This is a genomic window from Streptomyces cinnamoneus (genome assembly GCF_002939475.1).
In the GTDB taxonomy this organism is placed as follows: Bacteria; Actinomycetota; Actinomycetes; order Streptomycetales; family Streptomycetaceae; genus Streptomyces; species Streptomyces cinnamoneus_A.
Window position 1 is genome coordinate 4,857,121 of record NZ_PKFQ01000001.1, and the last position, 23,703, is coordinate 4,880,823.

A 23,703-nucleotide genomic window follows, 5' to 3' on the forward strand; every position below is an offset into this window, starting at 1 on the left:
CTGCGGCCCGGCGGCCGCGCGTGCGACGCTCACAGGTCACCCCCGATGGTGTTGCGCTCGCTGGGCTGGACGTAGACGAGCCCGTCACCCTCGAAGCGGATCTGGAAGGCCTCGCCCGAGCCCTCGCCGATGGACGTGCGGCGGAAGTTCACGCCGATCTGGAAGTGCTGCTTGAGCCTGCCGGTGTGCGCGATGTACGCACCCGGGTCGACCTGCAGGGGCATCTGCTTGGTCACCCGCAGCACGATCGCCGTGCCCGCGGAGAGGACGGCCGCCTGCCCGGAACCCTCCACCGTCGTCGTGAACAGGCCGTTGCCCTGCGAGGCGCCCCGCAGTCCGGTGAACGTGGTGCCCGTCCGCAGTGCCGTGTCCGTGCACAGGAGGTTGCTGGCCTCCACGTACAGCGTCTCGCCGCGCAGCGTCACCAGATTGATCTCGCTCGCCCGGTCGGCGAAGTAGCAGGTGCCGGTCCCCTTCACCTCCATCATGTCCATCTGCTCGCCGGTGAGCCGCCGCGTGACCATGCCGCGCAGGCCGTCACCGCCGCCGGTCATCTTCTTGAACGCCATATCGCCCTCGTACGCGACCATCGACCCGTTCTTGGCCTTGACCGCGTCCCCCGCCATGTCGACGGCGAGAACCTTGCTCCCATGGAGCCGAAACTGAGCCACGCCCCGACGCTAGCGGGCGGACATACGCCTCCAACAGGCCCCATGGCCCCGGAACCCCTTCGGAACGGACCCGGTTGCCACCGGCCGGCGGCCGGGCTGCGACAATGGACCGGCTTGTGAACGCCCTCACAAGCGGTGACCGTTCCGCCACGCGACCGAAGGTGTGACCCGTGGACCTCAAGACCGCCTCCGCCCTGCGCCGGCTCCGCCTGGTCTCCGCCCCGGAGGCCGTTTCCTTCCTGCTGCTGATGGTGTGCTCCGTGCTCAAGCGGACCACCGACTTCAACGCCGTGCCGGTGATGGGCGCCGTCCACGGCGTCCTCTTCATCATCTACGTGATCTTCTGGATCGACGCCTGGAACCAGACGAAGTGGGCTTTCAAGACCGCCGCCCTCTACTTCGTCCTCTCCGTCCTGCCCTTCGGCGGCTTCTTCGCCGAGCGCATGCTGCGCCGTGAGGCCGAGGCGACCCTGATCGCCGCCCGCGCCCGCAAGGAGGGTGTGGTCAACGCATGATCGTCGCCTTCTCGGTCTCCCCGATCGGCGTCGGGGAGGACGTCGGCAGCTACGTGGCCGACGCGGTGCGCGTCGTGCGCGAGTCCGGCCTGCCGAACCGCACCGACGCGATGTTCACCTCCGTCGAGGGCGAGTGGGACGAGGTCATGGACGTCGTCAAGCGTGCCGTCGCCGCCGTCGAGGCCCGCTGCGGCCGGGTCTCCCTGGTGCTGAAGGCCGACATCCGCGCGGGCGTCACCGACGGGCTGACCTCCAAGGTCGCGACGGTCGAGCGCTACCTGGAAGAGGGCGCCGGGCAGGCGTAGGGCGTCGTCGCGTCCGTTATCCGAGATGCCGGGGGCCGTGGTGGGGCGGCCCGGTAGGCTCGACGCGTGCCGAAGCCCCTCAGCCTCCCGTTCGACCCCATCGCCCGCGCCGACGAGCTCTGGAAGCAGCGCTGGGGCTCCGTGCCGGCCATGGCCGCGATCACTTCGATCATGCGGGCCCAGCAGATCCTGCTCGGCCAGGTCGACGCGGTCGTGAAGCCCTACGGGCTCACCTTCGCGCGCTACGAGGCCCTGGTGCTGCTGACCTTCTCCCGGGCGGGCGAGCTGCCGATGTCGAAGATCGGCGAGCGTCTGATGGTGCACCCCACCTCGGTGACCAACACCGTGGACCGCCTGGTCACCGCGGGCCTGGTGGCCAAGCGGCCCAACCCCAACGACGGGCGCGGCACCCTCGCCTCGATCACCGACAAGGGCCGCGAGGTCGTGGAGTCGGCCACGCGCGACCTGATGGCGATGGACTTCGGCCTCGGGGTGTACGACGCCGAGGAGTGCGGGGAGATCTTCCGCATGTTGCGGCCGCTGCGGGTGGCGGCGGAGGACTTCGCCGACGAGCGGGACGAGCAGGGCGAGCCGGCCGGGCGGGACCGGGCGGACGCGTAGCCGGGCGGGCGACACGGCGGGCAACTCCAGGGCGGGGCGGCGAAGATCGCCCCGGATCGTGCCGTTACGCTCGACGCATGAAACAAAGCGTGCTGACCCGCTACCGCGCCATGGCCTACGTCACGGGTGTGCTGCTCCTCCTCCTGACGATCGGCATGATCGCCAAATACGGGCTGGACATGGACGTCTCGGGTCCGGTCCGCGTCATCGCCATCGCGCACGGCTGGCTGTTCGTCGTGTACCTGGTCTTCGCCTTCGACATGGCCTCCAAGGCCAAGTGGCCGTTCGGCCGGCTGGTGTGGACGCTGGTCGCGGGCACGATCCCACTGGCCGCGTTCTTCGTCGAGCGCAAGGCCACGCGTGACCTGGAGCCGCTGGTCGCGGCTCAGGCCGGCCCCGTGCGGGCCTGACGCCACCGCGACACCCCGCCCCGGACACCCCCCTTGTGTCCGGGGCTCTCTTGCGCGAAAATTTAGTAGGACGTCCTAGTAAATTTTCTTCTCGCTTGGCGCGGGGACCCGACAGAGGCGGACGGCACCACATGGACGCAAGTGCGATCGAGGCGGGACGCAGCCGCTGGCAGGCCCGGTTCGACAAGGCCCGCAAGCGCGACGCCGACTTCACCACGCTCTCGGGCGACGACGTCGAGCCGGTCTACGGCCCCCGCGAGGGGGACACGTACGCGGGTTTCGAGCGCATCGGCTGGCCCGGCGAGTACCCCTTCACGCGCGGGCTGTACGCGACCGGCTACCGCGGCCGCACCTGGACGATCCGGCAGTTCGCCGGCTTCGGCAACGCCGAGCAGACCAACGAGCGCTACAAGATGATCCTCGCCAACGGTGGGGGCGGCCTCTCGGTGGCCTTCGACATGCCCACCCTCATGGGCCGCGACTCCGACGACCCGCGCTCCCTGGGCGAGGTCGGCCACTGCGGCGTCGCCATCGACTCCGCCGCCGACATGGAGATCCTCTTCAAGGACATCCCGCTCGGCGACGTCACCACGTCCATGACCATCAGCGGCCCGGCCGTCCCGGCCTTCTGCATGTACCTCGTGGCCGCCGAGCGCCAGGGCGTCGACACGTCGGTGCTCAACGGCACCCTGCAGACGGACATCTTCAAGGAGTACATCGCGCAGAAGGAGTGGCTCTTCCAGCCCGAGCCCCACCTGCGCCTGATCGGCGACCTGATGGAGCACTGCGCGCGTTCCATCCCCGCCTACAAGCCGCTGTCCGTCTCCGGCTACCACATCCGTGAGGCGGGGGCGACGGCCGCGCAGGAGCTCGCCTACACCCTCGCGGACGGCTTCGGCTACGTGGAGCTGGGCCTCTCCCGCGGCCTGGACGTCGACGTCTTCGCGCCCGGCCTGTCGTTCTTCTTCGACGCGCACGTCGACTTCTTCGAGGAGATCGCCAAGTTCCGCGCCGCCCGCCGCATCTGGGCCCGCTGGATGAAGGAGGTCTACGGCGCGAAGACCGACAAGGCCCAGTGGCTGCGCTTCCACACCCAGACCGCGGGCGTCTCGCTGACCGCCCAGCAGCCGTACAACAACGTCGTCCGCACGGCCGTGGAGGCGCTGGCCGCCGTGCTCGGCGGCACCAACTCCCTGCACACCAACGCCCTCGACGAGACCCTCGCCCTGCCCAGCGAGCAGGCCGCCGAGATCGCGCTGCGCACCCAGCAGGTGCTGATGGAGGAGACGGGCGTGGCCAACGTCGCCGACCCGCTGGGCGGCTCCTGGTACGTCGAACAGCTCACCGACCGCATCGAGGCCGACGCCGAGAAGATCTTCGAGCAGATCAAGGAGCGCGGCCTGCGGGCGCACCCCGACGGGAAGCACCCCATCGGGCCCATCACGTCCGGCATCCTGCGCGGCATCGAGGACGGCTGGTTCACGGGCGAGATCGCCGAGAGCGCCTTCCGCTACCAGCAGGCCCTGGAGAAGGGCGCCAAGCGTGTCGTCGGCGTCAACTGCCACGACGGCTCGGTCACCGGCGACCTGGAGATCCTGCGCGTCAGCCACGAGGTGGAGCGCGAGCAGGTCCGCGTCCTCGCCGACCGCAAGGCCGAGCGCGACGACGCGAAGGTCCGCGCCTCCCTCGACGCCATGCTGGCCGCCGCCCGCGACGGCTCGAACATGATCGGCCCCATGCTGGAGGCGGTACGGGCCGAAGCCACGCTGGGTGAGATCTGCGGCGTCCTGCGGGACGAGTGGGGGACGTACACGGAGCCGCCGGGCTTCTGACGCCCCGCGCTCAGACGGACGAACCGGTCGCGCGGGATCCCGCGCGACCGGTTCGTCCGTCTGAGCGCCACGTCCCGCCCCGGGGCCGCGCGCCTACGCGTCCGGGGCCCGGCCCCCGGCGGCCCCGGGCACCGCCACCGCCGTCAGGCCCCCCACCAGCAGGGCCGTGAAGCCGCGTGCCCACTCCGCGTCCACCGGTTCCGCGCTGACCAGCGTGCGGTGGACGACCGCGCCCGCGATGACGTCGAAGATCAGGTCCGCGGTGCGCGCGGCGGCCGCGCCGTCCTCCTCGCGCGGCAGCTCGCCGCGCAGTTGCGCGCGTTCGCGGCCGAGCAGGACCAGGGACTTCTGACGGTCGACGATCGCGGAGCGGATGCGGTCGCGCAGGGCGTCGTCCCGGGTCGACTCCGCCACCACGGCCATCAGTGCCGTCTTCGTCTCCGGGCGTTCCAGCAGGGCCGCGAACTGGAGGACGACGCCCTCGACGTCCGCGTGCAGACTGCCGCGGTCCGGCAGTTCGAGGTGCTCGTCGAAGAGAGCCGCCACCGCGTCCACGACCAGCTCGTTCTTGCCCGCCCAGCGGCGGTAGAGGGTCGTCTTGGCCACGCCGGCGCGGGCCGCCACGTCCCCCAGGGTCAGCTTTCCCCAGCCGAGTTCGACCAGCGCCGCACGCGTCGCGGTGAGGATCGCGCGGTCGGCGTCCGCGCTGCGCGGCCGGCCCGTGCGGCTGGCGCCGGGGCGGCGCGCGGGGGAGGGGGCGGAGGTCATGGCAGCGACCTTACCGCCGAGTAGGGCAAGAAGCGGGCCCGGGAATGTGAGCCAGATCACCGGGCGTGCCGACCGCTGAAGCCGGGGATCCAGTTACGCTACGACTCGTAGCGTAAGAGCGACAACCACGGACGCCTGGTGGGGACCCGGCGTCGACAGCGAACCGCTACAGGTTCAGGGTTTCACGGTACGGAATCACGCTGAGGGCGCACTTTTTCCGATCACCGGCGCTGAGGGGGGAGGATGGGCCCATGCAGCCACGGAACATGTCCATGAGTGGAGTGGTCGACCTCGCCGCGGTGAAGGCGGCCGGGGAGGCGAAGCAGAAGGCCGAGCAGGCGCGGGCCGAAGCGGCGCGCCAGGGCGGCGTGCCGGGTGCCGGCGCGGGCCCCCTGGTCTTCGACGTCGACGAGGCGGGCTTCGAGCTCGACGTCCTGCAGCGCTCCGCCGAAGTGCCCGTCGTCATCGACTTCTGGGCCGACTGGTGCGAGCCCTGCAAGCAGCTCGGCCCGCTGCTGGAGCGGCTGGCCCAGGAGTACGCCGGCCGGTTCGTCCTCGCCAAGGTCGACGTCGAGGCCAATCAGCTGCTGTTCCAGCAGTTCGGCGTGCAGTCCATCCCGGCGGTCTTCGCGGTGGTGGCCGGGCAGGCCCTGCCACTCTTCCAGGGTGCCGCGCCCGAGGCGCAGGTCCGGCAGGTGCTGGACCAGCTCGTCGCGGTGGCCGAGCAGCGCTTCGGCATCGTCGGCGCCCCGGCCGGGGAGGGCGAGGGCGTCCCGGCGGCGCCGCAGGCTCCCGCGACCCCGTACGACTCCGCGCTGGGCGCCGCGCACGACGCGCTGGACGCCGGTGACCTGGGCGGCGCCGTCCGGGCCTACAAGAACGTGCTGTCCGACGACCCGGGCAACCCCGAGGCGAAGCTGGGCCTGGCCCAGGCCGAGCTGTTGCAGCGGGTCCAGGGCATGGACCCCCAGCAGGTCCGCAAGGCGGCCGCCGACGCGCCGGGCGACGCCCGGGCGCAGATCGCCGCGGCGGACCTGGATCTGGCCGGCGGTCACGTCCAGGACGCCTTCGGCCGGCTGATCGAGGCGGTGAAGCGGACCGCGGGCGAGGACCGCGACGCGGCCCGGGTTCGGCTGCTGGAGCTGTTCGAGGTCATCGGTCCCGACGACCCGCGGGTGACGGCCGCGCGCACCGCGCTGTCGCGCGCCCTGTTCTGAGGCGCCCCCGCACGGAACCTCATCCCTCCTGTGTCCCAGGGGACACAGGGCCTCACTTTGCCAAATCTTGGTAAACGGGGCATCGGTTACTGCGAGTAAGAAGAACCCGGACCTTCGTCCGGGTTCTTCGCTTTTTCCCCCCTCGTGTCCGGACACGCTCCGGTGCTCCTCGGCGGTCCGGCGATGCGGACCGGACTCCCTTCGGTTATCCGCCCGTTACTCGCCAGTAATCAACCTCTTGTGCCCCGGCCGCGAATGCACCACGATCGGCCGCACGCTCGGTCCATCCCCGCGCCCGGCATCCGGTCGGCGCGCGGGTTCGTGGGTCCCCACCGAGCAGCCGGTGCGGCGACAGCCGGGCCGGCTCCCGGGGCAGGGGGGTCTCCGCCGAGGCGGAGCCTGCCCCCGAGGCCGTGTGAGCGCACGGTCAGTGGTTGTCGCTCGGGGGTGAACGCCGGTGTGTATCGGGCGCGGTTGGCGCCGTCTCACGCGACGGCGCTCTTCTTCCCGAGGACGTAGCTCTTCTCCCATTCCGGGCACGGGCGCACAGCGCGTGCCGGGGGTGTACGTCCGAGAAGGAGGAAAGTCGTGAAGTCCCAGACTCGTGGTGGGACCAGATGGCGGCGGTTCGCCGTCGTCATGGTGCCGAGCGTCGCGGCAACGGCCGCGATAGGCGTGGCCCTCGCGCAGGGCGCGCTGGCGGCGTCGTTCAGTGTGTCGGGCCAGCAGTTCCAGGTGACGGCCAAGCGGCTGCACGGCAAGGGGTTCGTGCAGTACGGCGCGAACGACGTCACCAAGAACGGGAACAAGCCCGTCGCGGTCGTCGGCATCAACGAGGCGGAGATCACCAACCTCTGCCAGGCGGTGACCATCCCGACGCCGTTCGGCGACGTGTCGATGAAGCTGACGGCCGGCGAGGGCGGCAAGCAGGTGGAGGCGACGAAGCTCTTCATCGACGCCGACGACCTCTCGGCCAACGCCACGTTCACCAACGTGGACATCGGTGTGGCGGTCGATGCCACGAACAAGGGGCCGGGCCCCGCCACGCCGGGCAAGGACGGCCGCGGTGCGTACGTACCGGGTTCGTTCGCGCAGCAGGCGGACGAGGTGGAGTTCACCGACGTCAACCAGCGCGCCTGGGCGACCTCGGCGGGTACGTTCACCCTTCCCGGTCTCCACATGGGCGTCAGCATGGGTGCCGCCAAGTGCCCCAACTGACGCGCTGAACGGACGGGTGCGGGGCGGCGGGCCGTCCTCCCGTGCCCGTACGTCCCCGCCGCAGCACGCGTCACCGATTCGCCAGTCCCGAGGAGCTGTACACCATGAGCGCCGACACGCGACCACGGCTGTTCGACACTCTCGGCCGTACCCGCAGTTCATTCTGGGACTGGCGGGGCCGACGGCCTTTCTGGGGCGGGTTGTTGTGCATCCTGGCCGGCGTCCCGATCATGTACATCCCGTACCAGACCATGACGCTGGGCGACCTGCACATCCGCCTGGCCACCACGGCCGGAGCCGGCTCGCTGATCATCGGCGTGCTGCTGATCGTGCTCGGCCTGACCATGTGGTTCCAGCCGCAGTCGCGGGTCTTCGCGGGGGTCGCCGCGATCCTGCTCGCCCTGGTCTCACTGGTCGTCTCGAACTTCGGGGCGTTCCTGGTCGGCTTCCTGCTCGCCCTCGTCGGCGGTGGCCTGGGGGTGTCCTGGATGCCGGGCAAGCCGCTGCCCGAAGCACCCGCTGAGAAGACCGCCGGGAGCCCCAGTGCCGACTGACGAGGAACACGAGAGCGGCGGCCCGGAGGGCCTCGCGAGAACGACCCCCCGGCATGCCGCCCCGCGCAGACCGCTGCTGGCCCGGCTGCACATGCCGGCCGGCAAGGCGGTCGCCCTGGCGGCCATGCCCGGCGCCGTCCTGATGGGCATGGGCCTGACCCCGACCCTGGCCTCGGCCAAGCCGCCGTCGCCGGGCCAGCTCTTCGAAGGGGCGTGCGCCCCGGCACCGGACGGCGCCGACCAGCCGAGCCCGGGGGCGAGCACGTCGCCCACGCCGTCGCCGGGGGCGTCGACGCCGTCGGCGAAGCCCGAGGACGCGCAGAAGGCGGACGAGGCGGAGAAGCCCGGCGAGGGTGACAAGGCCGAGAAGACCGAGACGGCCGACAAGGCCGGGACGGCGGCGAAGCCGGAGGCCGCGGGCAAGCCGTCCCCGGCCGGTACGCCCGGCGTCGCGAAGCCCGCACCGGCGCCGTCGGCGCCCACCGCCTCGCCGACCCCGTCCGCGGCCAAGCCGGGAAGCATCCTGGACCCGCTGGGCCTGGGCGACAAGCTCCACGACGTCCTCAGTGGCGTCACGGGCGGCGGCGCGAAGCCGGCCCCCGCGCCGTCCGCGTCACCCAAGCCGTCCACGGCGCCGTCCGCGTCCGCCGCGGCGCCCGGCAAGGCGAAGGACGCGCCCAAGGTGGCCCCCACGCCCGGTGGTTCCGCCGGGCCGGGCGTCGTCCCGAAGCCGTCCGGGTCCCCGTCCCCGTCCGCCTCTCCCTCGGCCTCCGCCTCCGCGTCGCCGTCGCCGAGCCCGTCCGCCTCCGGCAGCCCCGGCGAGCTTCCGCCGTGTCCCAAGGGCACGGTCGTGGACGAGAACGAGCACCGGGCCTTCCCGAACCAGCCGTGGTACCTGGAGGCGAGCAAGCTCACCCTGCACGGTCTGACCTATGAGGGCGTCAAGCGGATCAGGACGGTGAACGGGGAGCAGAAGTCCGTTCTGAAGTTCACGGCGGACATGCTGGAGATCCAGGACCTGCACCAGATCGTGAACAGCCAGGGCCGGCAGTACCACGTGACCGGCAAGGGGACGAACTCCACGGTCTCCGGCGGCAGGATCACGATGTACACGGAGGAGCTGAAGGGCAATCTGCTCGGGCTGATCCCGTCGACGCAGTCGCCGACGAGTGTGCCGCCGCTGATACCCGGGCTGAAGCTGCCGATTCCGATCTTCTTCACGAACGTCAAGATCCGTCAGGCGGGCCAGTTCGGCGGGACGCTGCACATCCCGAACCTGCACCAGTACCTGACTGAAGGAACGTATCCCTAGACGCTGACCTCGGGCTTCGCGGACCCGGATACGCGGAAGGCGCCGGACGGGCTGGAGATCCAGCCCGTCCGGCGCCTTCCACGCGTCAGCGGCTCTCGCCGCCCAGGTGGTGGACCCGGACCATGTTGGTCGTGCCCGGGACGCCGGGCGGGGAGCCGGCGGTGATGATCATGGTGTCGCCGGCGTTGTAGCGCTGGAGCTTCAGCAGCTCGGCGTCGACCAGGTCGACCATCGCGTCGGTGTTGTCCACGTGCGGCACGACGTACGTCTCCACGCCCCAGCTCAGCGTGAGCTGGTTGCGGGTCGAGGCGTCCGTGGTGAAGGCCAGGATGGGCTGGGCCGCGCGGTAGCGGGACAGGCGGCGGGCGGTGTCACCGGACTTGGTGAAGGCGACCAGCGACTTGGCGCCCAGGAAGTCCGCGATCTCGCACGCGGCGCGGGCCACGGAACCGCCCTGCGTGCGCGGCTTCTTGCCCGGCACCAGCGGCTGGAGGCCCTTGGAGAGCAGCTCCTGCTCGGCCGCCTCGACGATGCGGGACATCGTCTTGACCGTCTCGATCGGGTAGGCGCCGACCGACGACTCCGCGGAGAGCATGACCGCGTCCGCACCGTCCAGGATCGCGTTGGCGACGTCGGACGCCTCGGCGCGCGTCGGGCGCGAGTTGGTGATCATCGACTCCATCATCTGGGTCGCGACGATCACCGGCTTGGCGTTGCGGCGGCACATCTCGATGAGGCGCTTCTGCACCAGCGGGACGCGCTCCAGCGGGTACTCCACGGCCAGGTCGCCACGGGCCACCATCACACCGTCGAAGGCCATGACGACCTCGGCCATGTTCTCGACGGCCTGCGGCTTCTCGACCTTGGCGATGACCGGCACCCGGCGGCCCACCTCGTCCATGACGCGGTGCACGTCGCGCACGTCGGCGGCGTCGCGGACGAAGGACAGCGCGACCATGTCGCAGCCCATCGCGAGCGCGAACTTGAGGTCCTCGATGTCCTTCTCGGACAGCGCCGGGACGTTCACCGCCGCACCGGGCAGGTTGATGCCCTTGTGGTCGGAGATGACGCCGCCCTCGATGACGATCGTCTTGACCCGGGCGCCGTCGACCTCGGTGACGCGCAGCTCGACGTTGCCGTCGTTGATCAGGACCTGGTCGCCCTTGACGACGTCGCCGGGCAGGCCCTTGTAGGTCGTGCCGCAGATCGTCTTGTCGCCGGGGACGTCCTCGGTGGTGATGACGAACTCGTCACCGCGCACCAGCTCCACCGGGCCGTCCGCGAAGGTCTCCAGGCGGATCTTCGGGCCCTGGAGGTCGGCCAGCACGCCGACCGCCCGGCCGGTCTCCTCCGAGGCCTTGCGGAGGCGGTGGTACCGCTCCTCGTGCTCCGAGTGGGTCCCGTGGCTCATGTTGAAGCGGGCCACGTTCATACCGGCCTCGATCAGCGTCTTCAGCTGGTCGAAGGAGTCGACGGCAGGGCCCAGGGTGCAGACGATTTTGGAACGGCGCATGGGGCAGATCCTATCGGTTTGTTTCGGAGCGGAATATTCGAGCTGTGGGAACGACCAAGGAAAGGCCGGCGATCAAGAGCTGACCAGCGCGTACGTCTGGGTGGCGATCTCCAGCTCCTCGTCCGTCGGGACCACGGCGACCGCGACCCGGGCGTACTCGGGGGAGATCAGCCGCGCCTCGCCGGAGCGGATCTCGTTGAGACCGGCGTCCACGACCAGCCCCAGCTCCTCCAGACCGGCTACGGCGGCCTCCCGCACGGGCGCCGCGTTCTCGCCCACGCCGGCGGTGAAGGCCACGGCGTCGACCTTGCCGAGGACCGCGTAGTAGGCGCCGATGTACTTCTTCAGCCGGTGCACGTAGATGTCGAAGGCGAGTGCCGCCCGCTCGTCGCCCTCGTCGATGCGCCGGCGGATCTCGCGCATGTCGTTGTCGCCGCACAGTCCGATGAGACCGCTCTTCTTGTTCAGGAGCGAGTCGATCTCGTCGACGGACATGCCGGCGTTGCGCGCCAGGTGGAAGATCACCGCGGGGTCGACGTCACCCGAGCGGGTGCCCATGACCAGGCCCTCCAGCGGGGTCAGGCCCATCGAGGTGTCGACGCAGCGGCCGCCCTCGACCGCCGAGGCGGACGCGCCGTTGCCCAGGTGCAGCACGATGACGTTGACCTCGGAGGGGTCCTTGCCCAGCAGCTCGGCCGTGGCGCGGGAGACGTACGCGTGGGAGGTGCCGTGGAAGCCGTAGCGGCGCACCCGGTGCGCGTCGGCCGTCTCGACGTCGATGGCGTACCGGGCGGCGGCCTCCGGCATCGTCGTGTGGAAGGCGGTGTCGAAGACGGCGACCTGCGGGAGGTCGGGGCGCAGCGCCTGGGCGGTGCGGATGCCGGTGATGTTGGCGGGGTTGTGCAGCGGCGCGACCGGGATCAGCCGCTCGATCTCCGCCATGACCTCGTCCGTGACGACGGTCGGCTCGGTGAACTTCTTGCCGCCGTGCACCACGCGGTGCCCGATGGCGGCCAGCTCCGGCGAGTCCAGGCCCAGGCCGTCGGCGGCCAGCTCCTCGGCGACGGCGCCCAGGGCGGCGGCGTGGTCGGCGATGGGCTCCAGGCGCTCGCGCTTCTCGCCGCCCGTGGCGAGCGGGGTGTGCGCCAGCCGTGAGGTCTCCTCGCCGATGCGCTCGACCAGGCCGACGGCCAGCCGGGCGCCGTCGGCCATGTCGAGCAGCTGGTACTTGACGGACGAGGAGCCGGAGTTGAGGACGAGGACGCGGGTGGCGTTGGCAGACATAGGGCTTTCCGGTTGCGGGGGTGGTGGGGGAGCGTTGAGGGTCGGTGGCCGGCGGGGCCGGGGCGGCGTGCCCCGGCCCGGCGTCCGCGTCAGGGTTCCGTGCGCTCGCCGCGCTGCTCGCCCTGGGCCTGGATGGCGGTGATGGCGACGGTGTTGACGATGTCCTGCACCAGCGCGCCGCGGGAGAGGTCGTTGACGGGTTTGCGCAGGCCCTGGAGGACCGGGCCGACGGCGACGGCGCCGGCCGAGCGCTGCACGGCCTTGTAGGTGTTGTTGCCGGTGTTGAGGTCCGGGAAGACCAGCACCGTGGCCTTGCCGGCCACCTCGGAGCCGGGGAGCTTGGTCTGCGCGACGGCCGGGTCCACGGCGGCGTCGTACTGGATGGGGCCCTCGACGAGGAGGTCCGGGCGGCGCTCGCGCACCAGCTCGGTGGCCTTGCGGACCTTGTCGACGTCCGCGCCGGAGCCGGAGGTGCCGGTGGAGTACGACAGCATCGCGATCCGCGGCTCCACGCCGAACTGGGTGGCGGTCGCGGCGGACTGGATGGCGATGTCCGCGAGCTGCTCGGCGTTCGGGTCTGGGTTGACCGCGCAGTCGCCGTAGACGAGGACCCGGTCGGCCAGGCACATGAAGAAGACCGAGGAGACGATCTGCGCGCCGGGCGCGGTCTTGATGATCTCGAAGGCGGGGCGGATGGTCGCGGCGGTGGAGTGGACCGCGCCCGAGACCATGCCGTCGGCCAGGCCCTCCTGGACCATCAGGGTGCCGAAGTAGGAGACGTCGGCGACCACGTCGTGGGCCAGCTCGACGGTCATGCCCTTGTGGGCGCGCACCTTGGCGTAGATCTCGGCGAAGCGGTCGCGCAGCGGCGAGGTCTGCGGGTCGATGAGCTGCGCGTCGGCCAGGTCGATGCCCAGCTCGGCGGCGCGCTTGCGGATGGCCTCCTCCTCGCCCAGCAGGATCAGGTCGCACACGTCGCGGCGCAGCAGCACGTCGGCGGCGCGCAGCACGCGCTCCTCGGTGCCCTCGGGCAGGACGACGCGGCGGCGGGCGGAGCGGGACCGCTCGATCAGCTCGTGCTCGAACATCATCGGCGTGACGCGGCCGGAGCGGGCCACGGAGATCCGGTCGGTCAGCTCGGCCACGTCGACGTGCCGCTCGAAGAGGCCCAGCGCGGTCTCGGCCTTGCGCGGCGAGGACGTCTCCAGCTTGCCCTCGACCGCGAACAGCTCGGCCGCGGTCGGGAAGGAGCCGCCCGGCACCGAGACGACCGGGGTGCCCGGGGCCAGCCGGCCCGCGAGCGCCAGGATGTCCGGGCCCGGCCGCTCGTCCAGGGTCAGCAGCACGCCCGCGATGGGCGGGGCGCCGGCGCTGTGCGCGGCGAGCGCGCCGACGATCAGGTCCACGCGGTCGCCGGGGGTGACCACCAGGCAGCCCTCGGTCAGGGCGGGCAGGAAGACCGGCAGCATGGCGCCGCCGAAGACGAAGTCCTTGGCGTCGCGCGAGAGCCCGGCGTCGTCGCCCAGCAGCACCTCGGCGCCCAGCTTCTGCACGATCTGGCGCACGGTGGGCGCCGAGAGCGAGGGGTCCTCCGGCAGCGCGTAGCAGGGCACCGGCAGGCTCGCCGAGAGCCGCTCGGCGACGGCCTCGCGGTCGGCCGGGGCGATGCGGTTGACGACCAGGGCGACGACGTCGCAGCCCAGCGTCTCGTAGGCGCGGTAGGCGTTGCGGGCCTCGGCGCGCACGGACTCGGCCGACTGCTCCTGGCCGCCGACGACCGTGATGACGGAGGCGGCGAACTCGTTCGCCAGGCGCGCGTTCAGGGCGAGCTCGTCGGGGAGGGTGGTGCCGGCGAAGTCGGTGCCGAGCACGACGACGTACTCGTAGTCGCGGGCGACGGCGTGGAAGCGCTCGACGAGGCGGGAGACCAGCTCGTCCGTGCCGCGCTCGGCCTGGAGGTCGGCCGCCTCGCCGTAGGTCATGCCGACGACGCTCTCCGCGGACTGGGTCAGCCGGTAGCGCGACCGCAGCAGGTCGAAGAGGCGGTCGGGCCCGTCACCGTGGAAGAGGGGGCGGAAGACGCCCACCCGGTCCACATGGCGGGTGAGGAGCTCCATGACTCCCAGCTCGATGACCTGGCGCCCGTCGCCCCGGTCGGTCCCGGTCACGTACACGCTGCGCGTCACGCGTGCTCTCCTTGATCCTTTGCCGTGATCTGTCTCTGAAAAATACCCGTTAGGGTGGGCTTTACCTCTTGACAATACCTGCGGTCGTGGATAAGGCGCTCGTCAGGAGGGTGGCGGTGGAGTGTGCGGCACTACCTACCGGGCCGTGAAACAATCGATCCGGCTCACAGGTACCAGTAGCGAGCAGGAGACACAGCACGATGCGCATCGGAGTCCTCACCGCGGGCGGCGACTGCCCTGGTCTGAACGCCGTCATCCGCTCGGTGGTGCACCGGGCCGTCGTCGGCCACGGTGACGAGGTCATCGGCTTCGAGGACGGCTTCAAGGGCCTGCTCGACGGCCGCCACCGCAAGCTCGACCTGGACGCCGTCAGCGGCATCCTGGCCCGTGGCGGCACCATCCTCGGCTCCTCCCGCCTGGAACGCGCCCGGTTGCGCGAGGCCTGCGAGAGCTCCAAGGAACTCGCCCGTGAATACGGCATCGACGTCCTCATCCCCATCGGCGGCGAGGGCACGCTGACCGCCGCCCGGATGCTCTCGGACGCCGGCCTGCCCGTCGTCGGTGTGCCCAAGACCATCGACAACGACATCTCCTCCACGGACCGCACCTTCGGTTTCGACACCGCCGTCGGGGTCGCCACCGAGGCCATCGACCGTCTCAAGACCACCGCCGAGTCCCACCAGCGGGTGATGGTCGTCGAGGTCATGGGCCGCCACGCCGGCTGGATCGCCCTGGAGTCCGGCATGGCCGGCGGCGCCCACGGCATCTGCCTCCCCGAGCGCGCCTTCGACCCGGCCGATCTCGCCTCCATGGTCGAGGAGCGCTTCGCCCGGGGCAAGAAGTTCGCCGTCATCTGTGTCGCCGAGGGCGCGCACCCCGCCGAGGGGACGATGGACTACAAGAAGGGCGCCATAGACCAGTTCGGTCACGAGCGCTTCGCCGGCATCGGCACCAAGCTCGCCGGCGAGCTGGAGCGCCGCCTGGGCAAGGAGGCCCGCCCGGTCATCCTCGGCCACGTCCAGCGCGGCGGCACGCCCACCGCGTACGACCGCGTCCTCGCCACCCGCTTCGGCTGGCACGCCGTCGAGGCCGCGCACCGGGGCGACTTCGGCAAGATGACCGCGCTCAAGGGCACCGACATCCGCATGGTGCCGCTGGCGGAGGCGACCACCGAGCTCAAGCGCGTCCCCGAGAACCGGATGGACGAGGCCGAGTCGGTCTTCTAGCCCGGCCCGTACACCGTCGCCGTACACACGGCACAGCGCAGCGCCCCGACCGGGAAACCGGTCGGGGCGCTGCGCTGTGCCATACGTACGGTTCGGTCAGGGCGGGGACGCGACGGTGGTGCGGGCCACCCCCTGGGGGAGCACCCCCTGGGGGGAGGCGGCCACCACCGTTCTGCGTCCTTACTGCGCCCCGATCGACTCCAGCACGTCGAGCTTCGCCGCCCTGCGGGCCGGCCAGACCGCGGCGAGGACGCCCACGGCGAGGGCCAGCAGCAGGAACAGCCCGATGCGCGCCCACGGCACGACCATCGTGTACTGGGGGAAGGACGAGCGCAGCAGATGGCCGCCGGACCAGGCGAGGAAGACGCCGACCCCGACGCCGAGCACCGCGCCGAACATCGCGATCATCACGGACTCCAGCCGGACCATCCGCTTGACCTCGCGCCGCGCCAGCCCGATAGCGCGCAGCATCCCGATCTCGCGGGTCCGCTCGAAGACCGACATGGCCAGGGTGTTGACGACGCCGATGACCGCGATGACCACGGCCATGCCCAACAGGCCGTACATCAGATAGAGGACGTCGTCGATGTCGCCGGCCTCGGAGCGGCGCAGGTCGTCCTGGCTCTGCACCTTGATGAGCGGGTTGCCGCCGAGCGTCTCCTTGATCTTCTCCGGCAGGCTGTCCGCCCGGCCGGGGGCGGCCTTCAGCAGGACCGCCTCGTCACGCACCTTGTCCAGGTGCGGGTCGAGGAGGGCCGTGGAGGTGAGGACGTCGCTGAGGACGTCGTTCTCCGCGTAGACGGCCACGACGCGGGGGCCGGCCTGCTTGCCGTCGTAGAACGCCATCGGCAGCGTGGCGCCGACCTTCAGGCCGTGCTCACGGGCGTAGGTGTCGGAGACGGCGACGGCGGTGGTGCCGCGCACGTCGGTGAGCGAGCCGTCGACCGCGCGCACGTCGGTGACCGAGGGCAGGGCCCGCGGGTCGGCGGCGGTGGCCAGCGCGGGCCGCTCCTGCGACTGGAAGCCGGTCGTGCGCAGGGCGACCGCCGTGGCGACGCCGGGCTGCCCGGACAGGGTCCTGGCGATCTCGGGGGAGAGGCCGGAGAGGCCCGCGGAGGTGACCTTGTAGTCGGCGGTCAGGTCCTGCTGGCCCATCCGCGCCACGCCCCGGTCCGCCGAGACCGCGGCGACGGTCAGGCCGGTGATCAGCGTGAGGCCGATCATCAGGGCGGAGGCGGTGGCGGCCGTGCGGCGCGGGTTGCGCAGCGCGTTCTCCCGGGCCAGCTTGCCGCTGACGCCCGCCAGCCGCACGGCGAGCCGGCCGCAGAGGTTCACGAACGGGCGGGAGAGCAGCGGCGCGAGGACGATGACACCCGCGAGGGTGAGCGCCGAGCCCGCCATCGCGAACTGCAGACCGCTGCTGTTCTTGAACGTGGTGACGTACAGCATGAGCGCGATCCCCGCGCCCGTGAGCACGGCGCCGAGGGCGTTGCGCACCACCAGGCTGCGGACGGCCGGCGGCTGCTCCACGGCGGCCAGCGCCTCGACGGGTGCGATCTTCGCCGCCTTGCGGGACGGCAGCCACGCCGCGAGCACGGTCACCACGACGCCGACGCCCAGGGCGGACAGCGCGGCCTCCGGCTTGAGGACCAGCGGGCCGTCCGGCAGGCTCGCGCCGGTCGTGTTCAGCACCGGGCGCAGGCCGACGGCGATGCCGAGGCCGAGGAGGAACCCGGCGGCGGAGGCGACGAGGCCCAGCACACCGGCCTCGATCAGCACCGAGCGCACCACCTGGCGGCGGGAGGCGCCCACGGCCCGCAGCAGCGCGATCTCACGGGTGCGCTGGGCGATGAGCATGGTGAAGGTGTTGGCGATGATGAAGACGCCGACGAAGAGCGAGATGCCCGCGAACACCAGGAAGGTCTTGCGGATCGCGCTGGTGTCCGCGTCGATCATCTTGGCCTCGGTGGCGGCCAGCTGCTTGCCGCTCCGGGCCTCGAACGTCTTCGGCAGCGCCTCGCGCACCTGGGCCGTCAGCCGAGCCTGGTCGGTGCCGGGGGTGGCGGAGACGACGAGCTCGCTGAACTCGCCGGGCTTGCCGAAGAGTTTCTGCGCCGTCGCCGTGTCGAACAGCGCGAGGCTTCCGCCGGCGCTCACGCGCGGGTCGCCGGTCCTGACGACGCCGACGAGCTTCTTGGTCATGACCGGGCCGTCGACGGCCAGCCGTACGGTGCCGCCGACCTCGACGCCGGCCTTGCGGGCCGACTTCGCGTCCAGGGCGATCTCGCCCTCGGCGGCCGGGCCCCGGCCCCGCACCAGCGGGTAGCGGCTGTCCTTGCCGTCCTTGCCGGGCGCGTAGTTGGCGCCGGTGCTGCCCCAGTCGTTGCCGACGGGTTCGTTGTGCTTGTCCGCGACCATCGCGGTGCCGGTGACGGAGGGGCGGACGGAGGCCACACCGGGCAGCGAAACGATTTTGTCGACGGCGCGGGAGTCGAGCCGGTCCTGGTCCCGGGTGTCGGGGCCGGCGCTGCCGGAGGTCACGGAGACGGCCACGTCGGCGAGGTTCTGGGCCATCTTGTTGCGGTAGGCGCTGTCGACGGAGTCGCTGAAGACGAGCGTGCCGGAGACGAAGGCCGTGCCGAGGAGGACCGCGAGCGCGGTCATCATCAGCCGGGTCTTGTGCGCGAGGAGGTTGCGCAGAGCGGTACGGAACATGGAGGTCGGTCAGTCCTGGGGTTCGGGTCCGGCGGGGATCAGGGCGCTGATCAGCTCGTACGGCCCTTGGCGTCGAACGCCTTCATACGGTCCAGCACCGCGTCGGCCGTCCTTCCCATTCTTGGTGCGGGCGGTCCGCGAAACGTCAGCTGGACGGGCGGAATGCGACGCCGGACGTTGGTCCTGGGGTGCCATGGGGCCGTGCTACTTCAGACGGACCCCGTCATCCCCGGGACGCATGGTGACCCGTGGGGGTGAAGGAGGTGGCTCCCGATGCCGTGGTCGGCCTATGGTGCGACTATGACGGCAACGACGACGATTCAGGTCTCCCGGAAGACCCGTGATCACCTCGCCGAACTCGCCAAGGAGCGAGGCATGAACATCGGCCAGCTGGTCGAGGCCCTGGCCGCGGAGCAGCCGACTGCCGCGGAACGCGCGGAGCGGCTCGCCGCTGCTCGTGAGCACGTACGCGAAGTGATCGGCCTCGACATCAGCGACGAGGAGTTCGATCAGGCGCCGGACATCCTCGGCAACATCTACAAGATCGCCGCAGACAAGGCCAGGGTCGCGCGGAGCGACGCTGCGTGATCATCCTGGACACCTCTGCCACGCTCGCCCTCGTGCAGGGGCACAAAACCCTCAATCTCCTCGCGGTCAACATGACGCGCACAGGCGACCAACTGGTCATTCCCGCGCTGTGCCTCATGCAGGCCGAAGCCGAAGACGTCGGGGCCTCACGTCGGGCGCTCGGCCTCCCTTGTGTCACTGTCGACAACCTCGCCATGACCGCCGCTGTCAGCGTCGGCAAGATGATCCGCGACGGCTACGGCGGTCCGGACACCTGCCATGCCCTGTACTGCGCCCTGCCGCGAGCCGAATTCACCGGCATGTCCATCCTGCTGACCGGTCACGAGGACGCCTACCCGCCCGGCGTGGTCACCGTGGACATCGACTCACCCGGCATGCTGGGCTTCTCCTGACCCGGCCTATCCCTTCACCGCGCCTCCGAGCGCGAAGCCGCCCCCCAGGCGCCGTGCGATGAGCGCGTAGAGAAGGATCACGGGCGTGGAGTAGAGGACCGAGAACGCCGCCAGCTGGCCGTAGGCCACCTGACCGTAGTTACCGAAGAACGTGAAGATGCTGACGGACGCCGGCAGTTGGTCGGGGGAGAGCAGCAGCATGAACGGCACGAAGAAATTGCCCCACAGCATCAGGAAGCTGTACGTCGTGACCACCGCGAGCCCCGGCCCCATCAGCGGCAGGATCACCCGCACCAGTGCCTGCGTCCGGCTCGCCCCGTCCGTCCAGGCGGCCTCCTCCAGGATGACCGGCACGCCGTCCATGAAGTTCTTCATCAGCCAGATCGCGAAGGGCAGTTGCGCGGTCGCGAGGAAGAGCGCCGTGCCGTGCAGGGTGTCGATGAGGTCGACGCGTACGAACAGCCCGTACACCGGCACCATCACCGCCGTGATCGGCAGGCAGGTGGTGAACAGCACGCCGAGCAGGTACGGGCGGGCGAAGCGGGAGCGGTAGCGCGACAGCGGATACGCGGCGAGCGCGGCGCAGACGATCGTCAGGAGCGTGGCCCCGCCGCACAGCAGCAGGCTGTTCAGCATCGGGGTGAACGTGATCTCGTCGGTCATGACGGCGGAGAAGTTGTCCAGCGACGGATCGGAGGGCACCCGCACCGTCAGCCCGGCCTCGTCGTCGACGGAGGCCAGGACCAGCCACACCAGCGGGACGGCGAAGGCCAGGACCACGGTGAGCAGCGCCGCGTCGGCGGCCAGACGGTGACGGGTGCGGCGGGCGGGGAACGGGCGCACGGCACCTCCCTGCGCGGGGCCGGAGGCCGGCGGGTGACCGGCCGAGGGGAGGTTAGCGCGCGGGACCGGCGGCCGACAGGCCGCGGGTCCGCCGGACGTGGTGGGTGGGGGTGCTACGTGCTCGTGGGGGAGGAGTAGATCGCGCTCGTGAACTCCGCGACCTGGTCGTCCGGAAGCTGCCGGACCACGTCCGCCTCGCTGATCATGCCGACGAGGCGTTTGTTCTCGACGACCGGCAGCCGTCTGATGCGGTGGCGCTCCATCTCGTTCAGCACCTCCTGGACGTCGGCGTCGGCGTCGATCCAGCGCGGCGTGCCCTCGCACAGCTCGCCCGCCGTCACCTTGGCCGGGTCGCGCCCCCGGGCGAGGCACTTCACGACGATGTCGCGGTCCGTGACGATGCCGCACAGCCTGCTGTTCTCGTCGCTGACCGGCAGGGCCCCCACGTCCAGCATCTCCATCACCTGGGCGGCACGGGACAGGGTCTCGTCACGGGTGATCCACTGTGCGCCCGGGTGCATGATGTCCTTGGCCTTGGTCACGATGTGTGCCTCCTGAGCCGGCGGCCCGGTGCTCCCGCGGCCGCTCACTTGCGGGCGTAGACCATCTCCGCGAACTCGGCGATCTGGTCGTCCGTGAGGTGCTGGGCCAGGTCCGCCTCGGTGATGATGCCGACGAGCCGCTTGTTCTCGATCACCGGCAGCCGCTTGATGCGGTGGTTCTCCATCTCGTGGAGCACCTCTTCGACGTCGGCGTTGGCGTCGATCCAGCGCGGCGTGCCCTCGCACAGCTCGGCGGCGGTGCACGTCGCGGGGTCGCGGCGGTCTGCCACGCACTTCACGACGATGTCGCGGTCCGTGACGATGCCGCACAGCCGCTCGTTCTCGTCGGCGACCGGCAGCGCCCCGACGTTCAGCTCCCGCATCAGCCGGGCCGCCTCGTCGAGCGTCACGTCACGGGATATCCACTGGGCGCCGGGGTGCATGATCTCCTTGGCCACGGTCATGATCTGCCTCCTGGGTGGGTAGGTGGCCGCTCTTGACGCACCCATCGTCCCCCGTCCGGCCGCTCCCTGCGATCGGAGAGCTGCTCCGTTCGGGTGACGGCCCGGGCGGCCACCGGGCGCGGCCGGTCCCGGCGCCCGCGCCACCGCGCGCCGGGGGCGTGCGAACGCCTGTGCCGGGCGGGTGTCAGTGGGCGGTGCCAGACTGAGTCCGAGCCGGGGGAACCCGGCGGAATCCGTCGAAGGAGCACACCACCATGCTCACTACTGACTTTGTCACCGGCGCCCCCACCTGGCTCGACCTCGGCAGCCCCGACACCCAGGGCGCGTCGGCCTTCTATGGCGCGGTCTTCGGCTGGCAGACCGATTCCGCCGGGCCCGACGCCGGGGGCTACGGCTTCTTCAAGAAGGACGGCCGGACGATCGCCGGCCTCGGCCCGCTCACGGACGAGGGCGCGTCGTCGGCCTGGACCGTGTACTTCGGCACGACCGACGCCGACGCCACGGCCCGGGAGGTCGAGAAGGGCGGCGGCACGGTGCGCGTCGAGCCGTTCGACGTGATGGAGGCCGGACGGATGGCCTGCTTCACCGACCCCGGCGGCGCGGAGTTCGCCGTCTGGCAGCCGGGCACGGTCAAGGGCCTGGAGAAGGTCATGGACCCCGGCTCCCTGTGCTGGGCCGAGCTGCACACCGCCGACCCGACGGCCGCTAAGGCCTTCTACCGCGGCCTGTTCGACTGGCGTTCGGCGGACATGAAGACCCCCGGCATGGTCTACACCGTGCTCGCCACGGCCGACGGCGAGGACCAGCAGGAGGCGGCGTTCGGCGGGGTGGTCCCCTTCCGCGGTGACGACGAGACCCCGCGCTGGATCCCCTACTTCGGCGTGGAGGACGTCGACGCGGTCGTGACCGACACCCAGGGCAGCGGCGGCTCCGTCCTCATCCCGGCCGCCGACGTCCCGGACGTCGGGCGCATGGCCTGGCTGGCGGACCCGTTCGGCGCGCCGTTCGCCGTCATCAAGCCGAACCCGCCGGCGACGGCGGGCTGAGGGACGTCCCCCGCCCGTCAGGGTGGGGCTGGCCCCACCACCGGGTGGCGCCCTGCACCCCTGGTGCGTGATCAAGGCCCCTGCTTGGCTGTTCCCACGGTGGGAGAACCTCCCCGCCGTGGAGAACAGGGGAGTGGGACATGCGGGTGCACGTGCGGCGTACGGGCCGTTGGGCCCGGGCGGGCCGGACCGGTGCGGTGGCGCTGGCCGTCGCCGTGATGGCGACCGGCGTCGCGGAGGCGCGGCAGGCGGGGGCGGCCGGGAGCGGCGGCCGGGGAAGCGCGGTGCTGGACAAGGACGTCCGCGCCGTACGGGCCGCGGGCGGGGACGTGGCCGTGCTCGCCGAGGTGAGCGCCGGCCGGGAGGGCGCCCGCGCCCGGACGGGGCCGCAGGTGCCCTGGGACGCGCAGTTCCGCGCGGCCAGCACGACCAAGACGTTCACGGCGGTGGTGGTGCTGCGGCTGGTGGCCGACGGCAAGGTGTCGCTCGACGACACCGTGGAGAAGTGGCTGCCCGGCGTCGTCTCCGGCAACGGCAACGACGGTTCGAAGATCACCGTGCGCGACCTGCTCCAGCAGACCAGCGGCCTGTTCGACTACGTGAACGACCCCGACGTCGTCCGCGCCGTCACCGAGGACTTCGACGGGCACCGCTACGACACGACGCCGCCCGAACAGTGGGTCGCGGTCGCCATGCGGCACCAGCCGCTGTTCACACCGGACCGGAACCACCCGCGCTGGGCCTACTCCAACACCAACTACCTGCTCGCCGGGATGATCGCCGAGAAGGCCGCCGGCGTGCCCTGGCGGGAGCAGGTGGAGAGCCGGATCATCGCGCCGCTGGGCCTGCGCCACACCTCGGTGCCGGGCGCCAACCCCTTCCTGCCCGGCCCGCACGCGCAGGCGTTCCTGCGCACGCCGGACGGGGGGCGGCTGGACGTGACCGAGCACAGCCTCCAGCACACCGCCGACTCCGGCGTGGTCAGCACGACCGCCGACCTGAACACGTTCTTCCGCGCGCTGGTCACCGGCGGGCTGCTCCCGAAGGCCCAACTCGCGGAGATGCGGCGGACCGTGGACCGGACGGGGGCGACCGACGACCTGGCGCAGTGGCCGGAGGGCGGCTACGGGCTGGGCCTGCGCTGGACGCCGCTCTCGTGCGGCGGCGGCTACTGGCACCACGAGGGCGACGGCTGGGGCTCGTACACCCGCACCGGCGTCACCCCCGACGGGCGGCGCGCGGTGGCCGTGTCGGTGACCAGCCAGGGCGACCGCCCGGACCCCGTCGCGCTCAACAAGGCGACGCGCACTCTGGTGGACCACGCGCTGTGCGCTCCGGCGAAGTCCTGACCGCGGGCAAGCCCTGACCCCGGCGTCCGGGTCCCGGCCGGGCTGCGCGCGTGAGCAGCGCCGCTTCCGCGCTCCGGCGCGGGGGCGAGCCGCCGCCCGGCCCGGATACAACTGCCTGCCGTCCACGGCCGG

Annotated in this window: 23 protein-coding genes; 14 read left to right on the forward strand and 9 right to left on the reverse strand. The window is 71.5% G+C overall.

Features of this window, described 5'->3' with window-relative positions; all coding sequences use genetic code 11:
- Positions 1–29 precede the first annotated feature (29 nt).
- A complete protein-coding gene (locus CYQ11_RS21865; RefSeq protein ID WP_099201135.1) occupies positions 30–671 on the reverse strand; it encodes an AIM24 family protein in 642 nt (213 codons plus the stop codon).
- A 170-nt stretch (positions 672–841) separates the two neighbouring features.
- Between CYQ11_RS21865 and CYQ11_RS21870 the strand changes: the two genes are divergently transcribed.
- The 5 genes from CYQ11_RS21870 (at position 842) to icmA (ending at position 4,354) form a co-directional block, all read left to right on the forward strand.
- Entirely contained in the window at positions 842–1,186 is a 345-nt protein-coding gene (locus tag CYQ11_RS21870) for a DUF3817 domain-containing protein (protein WP_099201134.1), read from the forward strand.
- Positions 1,183–1,491: an MTH1187 family thiamine-binding protein gene (locus CYQ11_RS21875; RefSeq protein ID WP_099201133.1), complete on the forward strand. Its 309-nt coding sequence runs from the start codon at positions 1,183–1,185 to the stop codon at positions 1,489–1,491. Before CYQ11_RS21870 ends, CYQ11_RS21875 begins: the two co-directional genes overlap by 4 nt.
- Positions 1,492–1,557: 66 nt before the next feature.
- Positions 1,558–2,112, forward strand: a complete 555-nt coding sequence (locus CYQ11_RS21880; protein ID WP_099201132.1) for a MarR family winged helix-turn-helix transcriptional regulator — start codon at positions 1,558–1,560, stop codon at positions 2,110–2,112.
- Between the two features lie 77 nt (positions 2,113–2,189).
- Complete coding sequence (locus CYQ11_RS21885) at positions 2,190–2,522, forward strand: DUF3817 domain-containing protein (RefSeq protein ID WP_099201131.1); 333 nt, start codon at positions 2,190–2,192, stop codon at positions 2,520–2,522.
- Between the two features lie 131 nt (positions 2,523–2,653).
- Complete coding sequence (icmA, locus tag CYQ11_RS21890) at positions 2,654–4,354, forward strand: coenzyme B12-dependent isobutyryl-CoA mutase large subunit (RefSeq protein WP_099201130.1); 1,701 nt, start codon at positions 2,654–2,656, stop codon at positions 4,352–4,354.
- A gap of 93 nt (positions 4,355–4,447) precedes the next feature.
- On the opposite strand, the gene CYQ11_RS21895 is transcribed toward icmA, so the two are convergent.
- Positions 4,448–5,122: a TetR/AcrR family transcriptional regulator gene (locus tag CYQ11_RS21895; RefSeq protein ID WP_099201129.1), complete on the reverse strand. Its 675-nt coding sequence runs from the start codon at positions 5,120–5,122 to the stop codon at positions 4,448–4,450.
- 251 nt (positions 5,123–5,373) lie between these two features.
- Between CYQ11_RS21895 and CYQ11_RS21900 the strand changes: the two genes are divergently transcribed.
- The 4 genes from CYQ11_RS21900 (at position 5,374) to CYQ11_RS21915 (ending at position 9,423) form a co-directional block, all read left to right on the forward strand.
- Positions 5,374–6,339, forward strand: coding sequence for a tetratricopeptide repeat protein (locus tag CYQ11_RS21900; RefSeq protein ID WP_181143744.1), 966 nt, complete (start codon positions 5,374–5,376; stop codon positions 6,337–6,339).
- Positions 6,340–6,927: 588 nt separating this feature from the next.
- A complete protein-coding gene (locus CYQ11_RS21905; protein WP_099201127.1) occupies positions 6,928–7,557 on the forward strand; it encodes a DUF6230 family protein in 630 nt (209 codons plus the stop codon).
- 104 nt (positions 7,558–7,661) lie between these two features.
- On the forward strand, positions 7,662–8,111 hold the full coding sequence (locus tag CYQ11_RS21910; protein ID WP_099201126.1) for a DUF6114 domain-containing protein: 450 nt from the start codon (positions 7,662–7,664) through the stop codon (positions 8,109–8,111).
- Positions 8,101–9,423 (forward strand): hypothetical protein, encoded by a 1,323-nt coding sequence (locus tag CYQ11_RS21915; RefSeq protein WP_099201125.1) that lies wholly within the window; start codon positions 8,101–8,103, stop codon positions 9,421–9,423. Before CYQ11_RS21910 ends, CYQ11_RS21915 begins: the two co-directional genes overlap by 11 nt.
- An 85-nt stretch (positions 9,424–9,508) precedes the next feature.
- Here the strand turns inward: CYQ11_RS21915 and pyk are convergent, their stop codons facing one another.
- The 3 genes from pyk to pta form a co-directional block, all read right to left on the reverse strand.
- Positions 9,509–10,936 carry a pyruvate kinase gene (pyk, locus tag CYQ11_RS21920; RefSeq protein ID WP_099201124.1) on the reverse strand — a complete coding sequence of 476 codons (1,428 nt, stop codon included), beginning with the start codon at positions 10,934–10,936 and terminating at the stop codon, positions 9,509–9,511.
- 72 nt (positions 10,937–11,008) lie between these two features.
- The gene (locus tag CYQ11_RS21925) at positions 11,009–12,220 is read right to left on the reverse strand and encodes an acetate kinase (RefSeq protein WP_099201123.1); all 1,212 of its coding nucleotides are present in this window, start codon (positions 12,218–12,220) and stop codon (positions 11,009–11,011) included.
- An 89-nt stretch (positions 12,221–12,309) separates the two neighbouring features.
- Positions 12,310–14,406 carry a phosphate acetyltransferase gene (gene pta, locus CYQ11_RS21930; protein ID WP_099201122.1) on the reverse strand — a complete coding sequence of 699 codons (2,097 nt, stop codon included), beginning with the start codon at positions 14,404–14,406 and terminating at the stop codon, positions 12,310–12,312.
- Between the two features lie 200 nt (positions 14,407–14,606).
- On the opposite strand from pta, the gene CYQ11_RS21935 reads away from it, so the two are divergent.
- Positions 14,607–15,632, forward strand: coding sequence for an ATP-dependent 6-phosphofructokinase (locus CYQ11_RS21935; RefSeq protein WP_099201121.1), 1,026 nt, complete (start codon positions 14,607–14,609; stop codon positions 15,630–15,632).
- A 180-nt stretch (positions 15,633–15,812) separates the two neighbouring features.
- Here the strand turns inward: CYQ11_RS21935 and CYQ11_RS21940 are convergent, their stop codons facing one another.
- A complete protein-coding gene (locus CYQ11_RS21940; protein WP_099201120.1) occupies positions 15,813–18,347 on the reverse strand; it encodes an ABC transporter permease in 2,535 nt (844 codons plus the stop codon).
- Positions 18,348–18,647: 300 nt separating this feature from the next.
- Here CYQ11_RS21940 and CYQ11_RS21945 point away from each other — a divergent pair, with 300 nt between their 5' ends.
- Together CYQ11_RS21945 and CYQ11_RS21950 are read left to right on the forward strand one after the other, a co-directional pair.
- Positions 18,648–18,935, forward strand: coding sequence for a hypothetical protein (locus CYQ11_RS21945; protein ID WP_099201656.1), 288 nt, complete (start codon positions 18,648–18,650; stop codon positions 18,933–18,935).
- Positions 18,932–19,327 (forward strand): PIN domain-containing protein, encoded by a 396-nt coding sequence (locus CYQ11_RS21950; protein ID WP_099201119.1) that lies wholly within the window; start codon positions 18,932–18,934, stop codon positions 19,325–19,327. The genes CYQ11_RS21945 and CYQ11_RS21950 overlap by 4 nt, the downstream gene beginning before the upstream one ends.
- 6 nt (positions 19,328–19,333) lie before the next feature.
- Here CYQ11_RS21950 and CYQ11_RS21955 read toward each other — a convergent pair whose 3' ends face one another.
- The 3 genes from CYQ11_RS21955 to CYQ11_RS21965 form a co-directional block, all read right to left on the reverse strand.
- Positions 19,334–20,170, reverse strand: a complete 837-nt coding sequence (locus tag CYQ11_RS21955) for a carbohydrate ABC transporter permease (protein ID WP_099201118.1) — start codon at positions 20,168–20,170, stop codon at positions 19,334–19,336.
- A gap of 113 nt (positions 20,171–20,283) precedes the next feature.
- Positions 20,284–20,712 carry a CBS domain-containing protein gene (locus CYQ11_RS21960; RefSeq protein WP_099201117.1) on the reverse strand — a complete coding sequence of 143 codons (429 nt, stop codon included), beginning with the start codon at positions 20,710–20,712 and terminating at the stop codon, positions 20,284–20,286.
- Between the two features lie 44 nt (positions 20,713–20,756).
- Positions 20,757–21,176, reverse strand: a complete 420-nt coding sequence (locus tag CYQ11_RS21965; protein ID WP_099201116.1) for a CBS domain-containing protein — start codon at positions 21,174–21,176, stop codon at positions 20,757–20,759.
- Positions 21,177–21,430: 254 nt separating this feature from the next.
- Here CYQ11_RS21965 and CYQ11_RS21970 point away from each other — a divergent pair, with 254 nt between their 5' ends.
- Together CYQ11_RS21970 and CYQ11_RS21975 are read left to right on the forward strand one after the other, a co-directional pair.
- Complete coding sequence (locus tag CYQ11_RS21970) at positions 21,431–22,222, forward strand: VOC family protein (RefSeq protein ID WP_099201115.1); 792 nt, start codon at positions 21,431–21,433, stop codon at positions 22,220–22,222.
- 140 nt (positions 22,223–22,362) lie between these two features.
- Positions 22,363–23,571 carry a serine hydrolase domain-containing protein gene (locus CYQ11_RS21975; RefSeq protein WP_099201114.1) on the forward strand — a complete coding sequence of 403 codons (1,209 nt, stop codon included), beginning with the start codon at positions 22,363–22,365 and terminating at the stop codon, positions 23,569–23,571.
- Positions 23,572–23,703 lie beyond the last annotated feature (132 nt).

Excerpts from the sequence above, each read along its gene's own strand:
- CYQ11_RS21875 (WP_099201133.1), top strand. The coding sequence starts at position 1,183 with ATGATCGTCGCCTTCTCGGTCTCCCCGATCGGCGTCGGGGAGGACGTC.
- CYQ11_RS21885 (WP_099201131.1), top strand. The coding sequence starts at position 2,190 with ATGAAACAAAGCGTGCTGACCCGCTACCGCGCCATGGCCTACGTCACG.
- icmA (WP_099201130.1), top strand. The coding sequence starts at position 2,654 with ATGGACGCAAGTGCGATCGAGGCGGGACGCAGCCGCTGGCAGGCCCGG.
- CYQ11_RS21895 (WP_099201129.1), bottom strand. The coding sequence starts at position 5,122 with ATGACCTCCGCCCCCTCCCCCGCGCGCCGCCCCGGCGCCAGCCGCACG.
- CYQ11_RS21900 (WP_181143744.1), top strand. The coding sequence starts at position 5,374 with ATGCAGCCACGGAACATGTCCATGAGTGGAGTGGTCGACCTCGCCGCG.
- CYQ11_RS21910 (WP_099201126.1), top strand. The coding sequence starts at position 7,662 with ATGAGCGCCGACACGCGACCACGGCTGTTCGACACTCTCGGCCGTACC.
- pyk (WP_099201124.1), bottom strand. The coding sequence starts at position 10,936 with ATGCGCCGTTCCAAAATCGTCTGCACCCTGGGCCCTGCCGTCGACTCC.
- CYQ11_RS21925 (WP_099201123.1), bottom strand. The coding sequence starts at position 12,220 with ATGTCTGCCAACGCCACCCGCGTCCTCGTCCTCAACTCCGGCTCCTCG.
- CYQ11_RS21935 (WP_099201121.1), top strand. The coding sequence starts at position 14,607 with ATGCGCATCGGAGTCCTCACCGCGGGCGGCGACTGCCCTGGTCTGAAC.
- CYQ11_RS21940 (WP_099201120.1), bottom strand. The coding sequence starts at position 18,347 with ATGTTCCGTACCGCTCTGCGCAACCTCCTCGCGCACAAGACCCGGCTG.
- CYQ11_RS21945 (WP_099201656.1), top strand. The coding sequence starts at position 18,648 with ATGACGGCAACGACGACGATTCAGGTCTCCCGGAAGACCCGTGATCAC.
- CYQ11_RS21965 (WP_099201116.1), bottom strand. The coding sequence starts at position 21,176 with ATGACCGTGGCCAAGGAGATCATGCACCCCGGCGCCCAGTGGATATCC.
- CYQ11_RS21970 (WP_099201115.1), top strand. The coding sequence starts at position 21,431 with ATGCTCACTACTGACTTTGTCACCGGCGCCCCCACCTGGCTCGACCTC.
- CYQ11_RS21975 (WP_099201114.1), top strand. The coding sequence starts at position 22,363 with ATGCGGGTGCACGTGCGGCGTACGGGCCGTTGGGCCCGGGCGGGCCGG.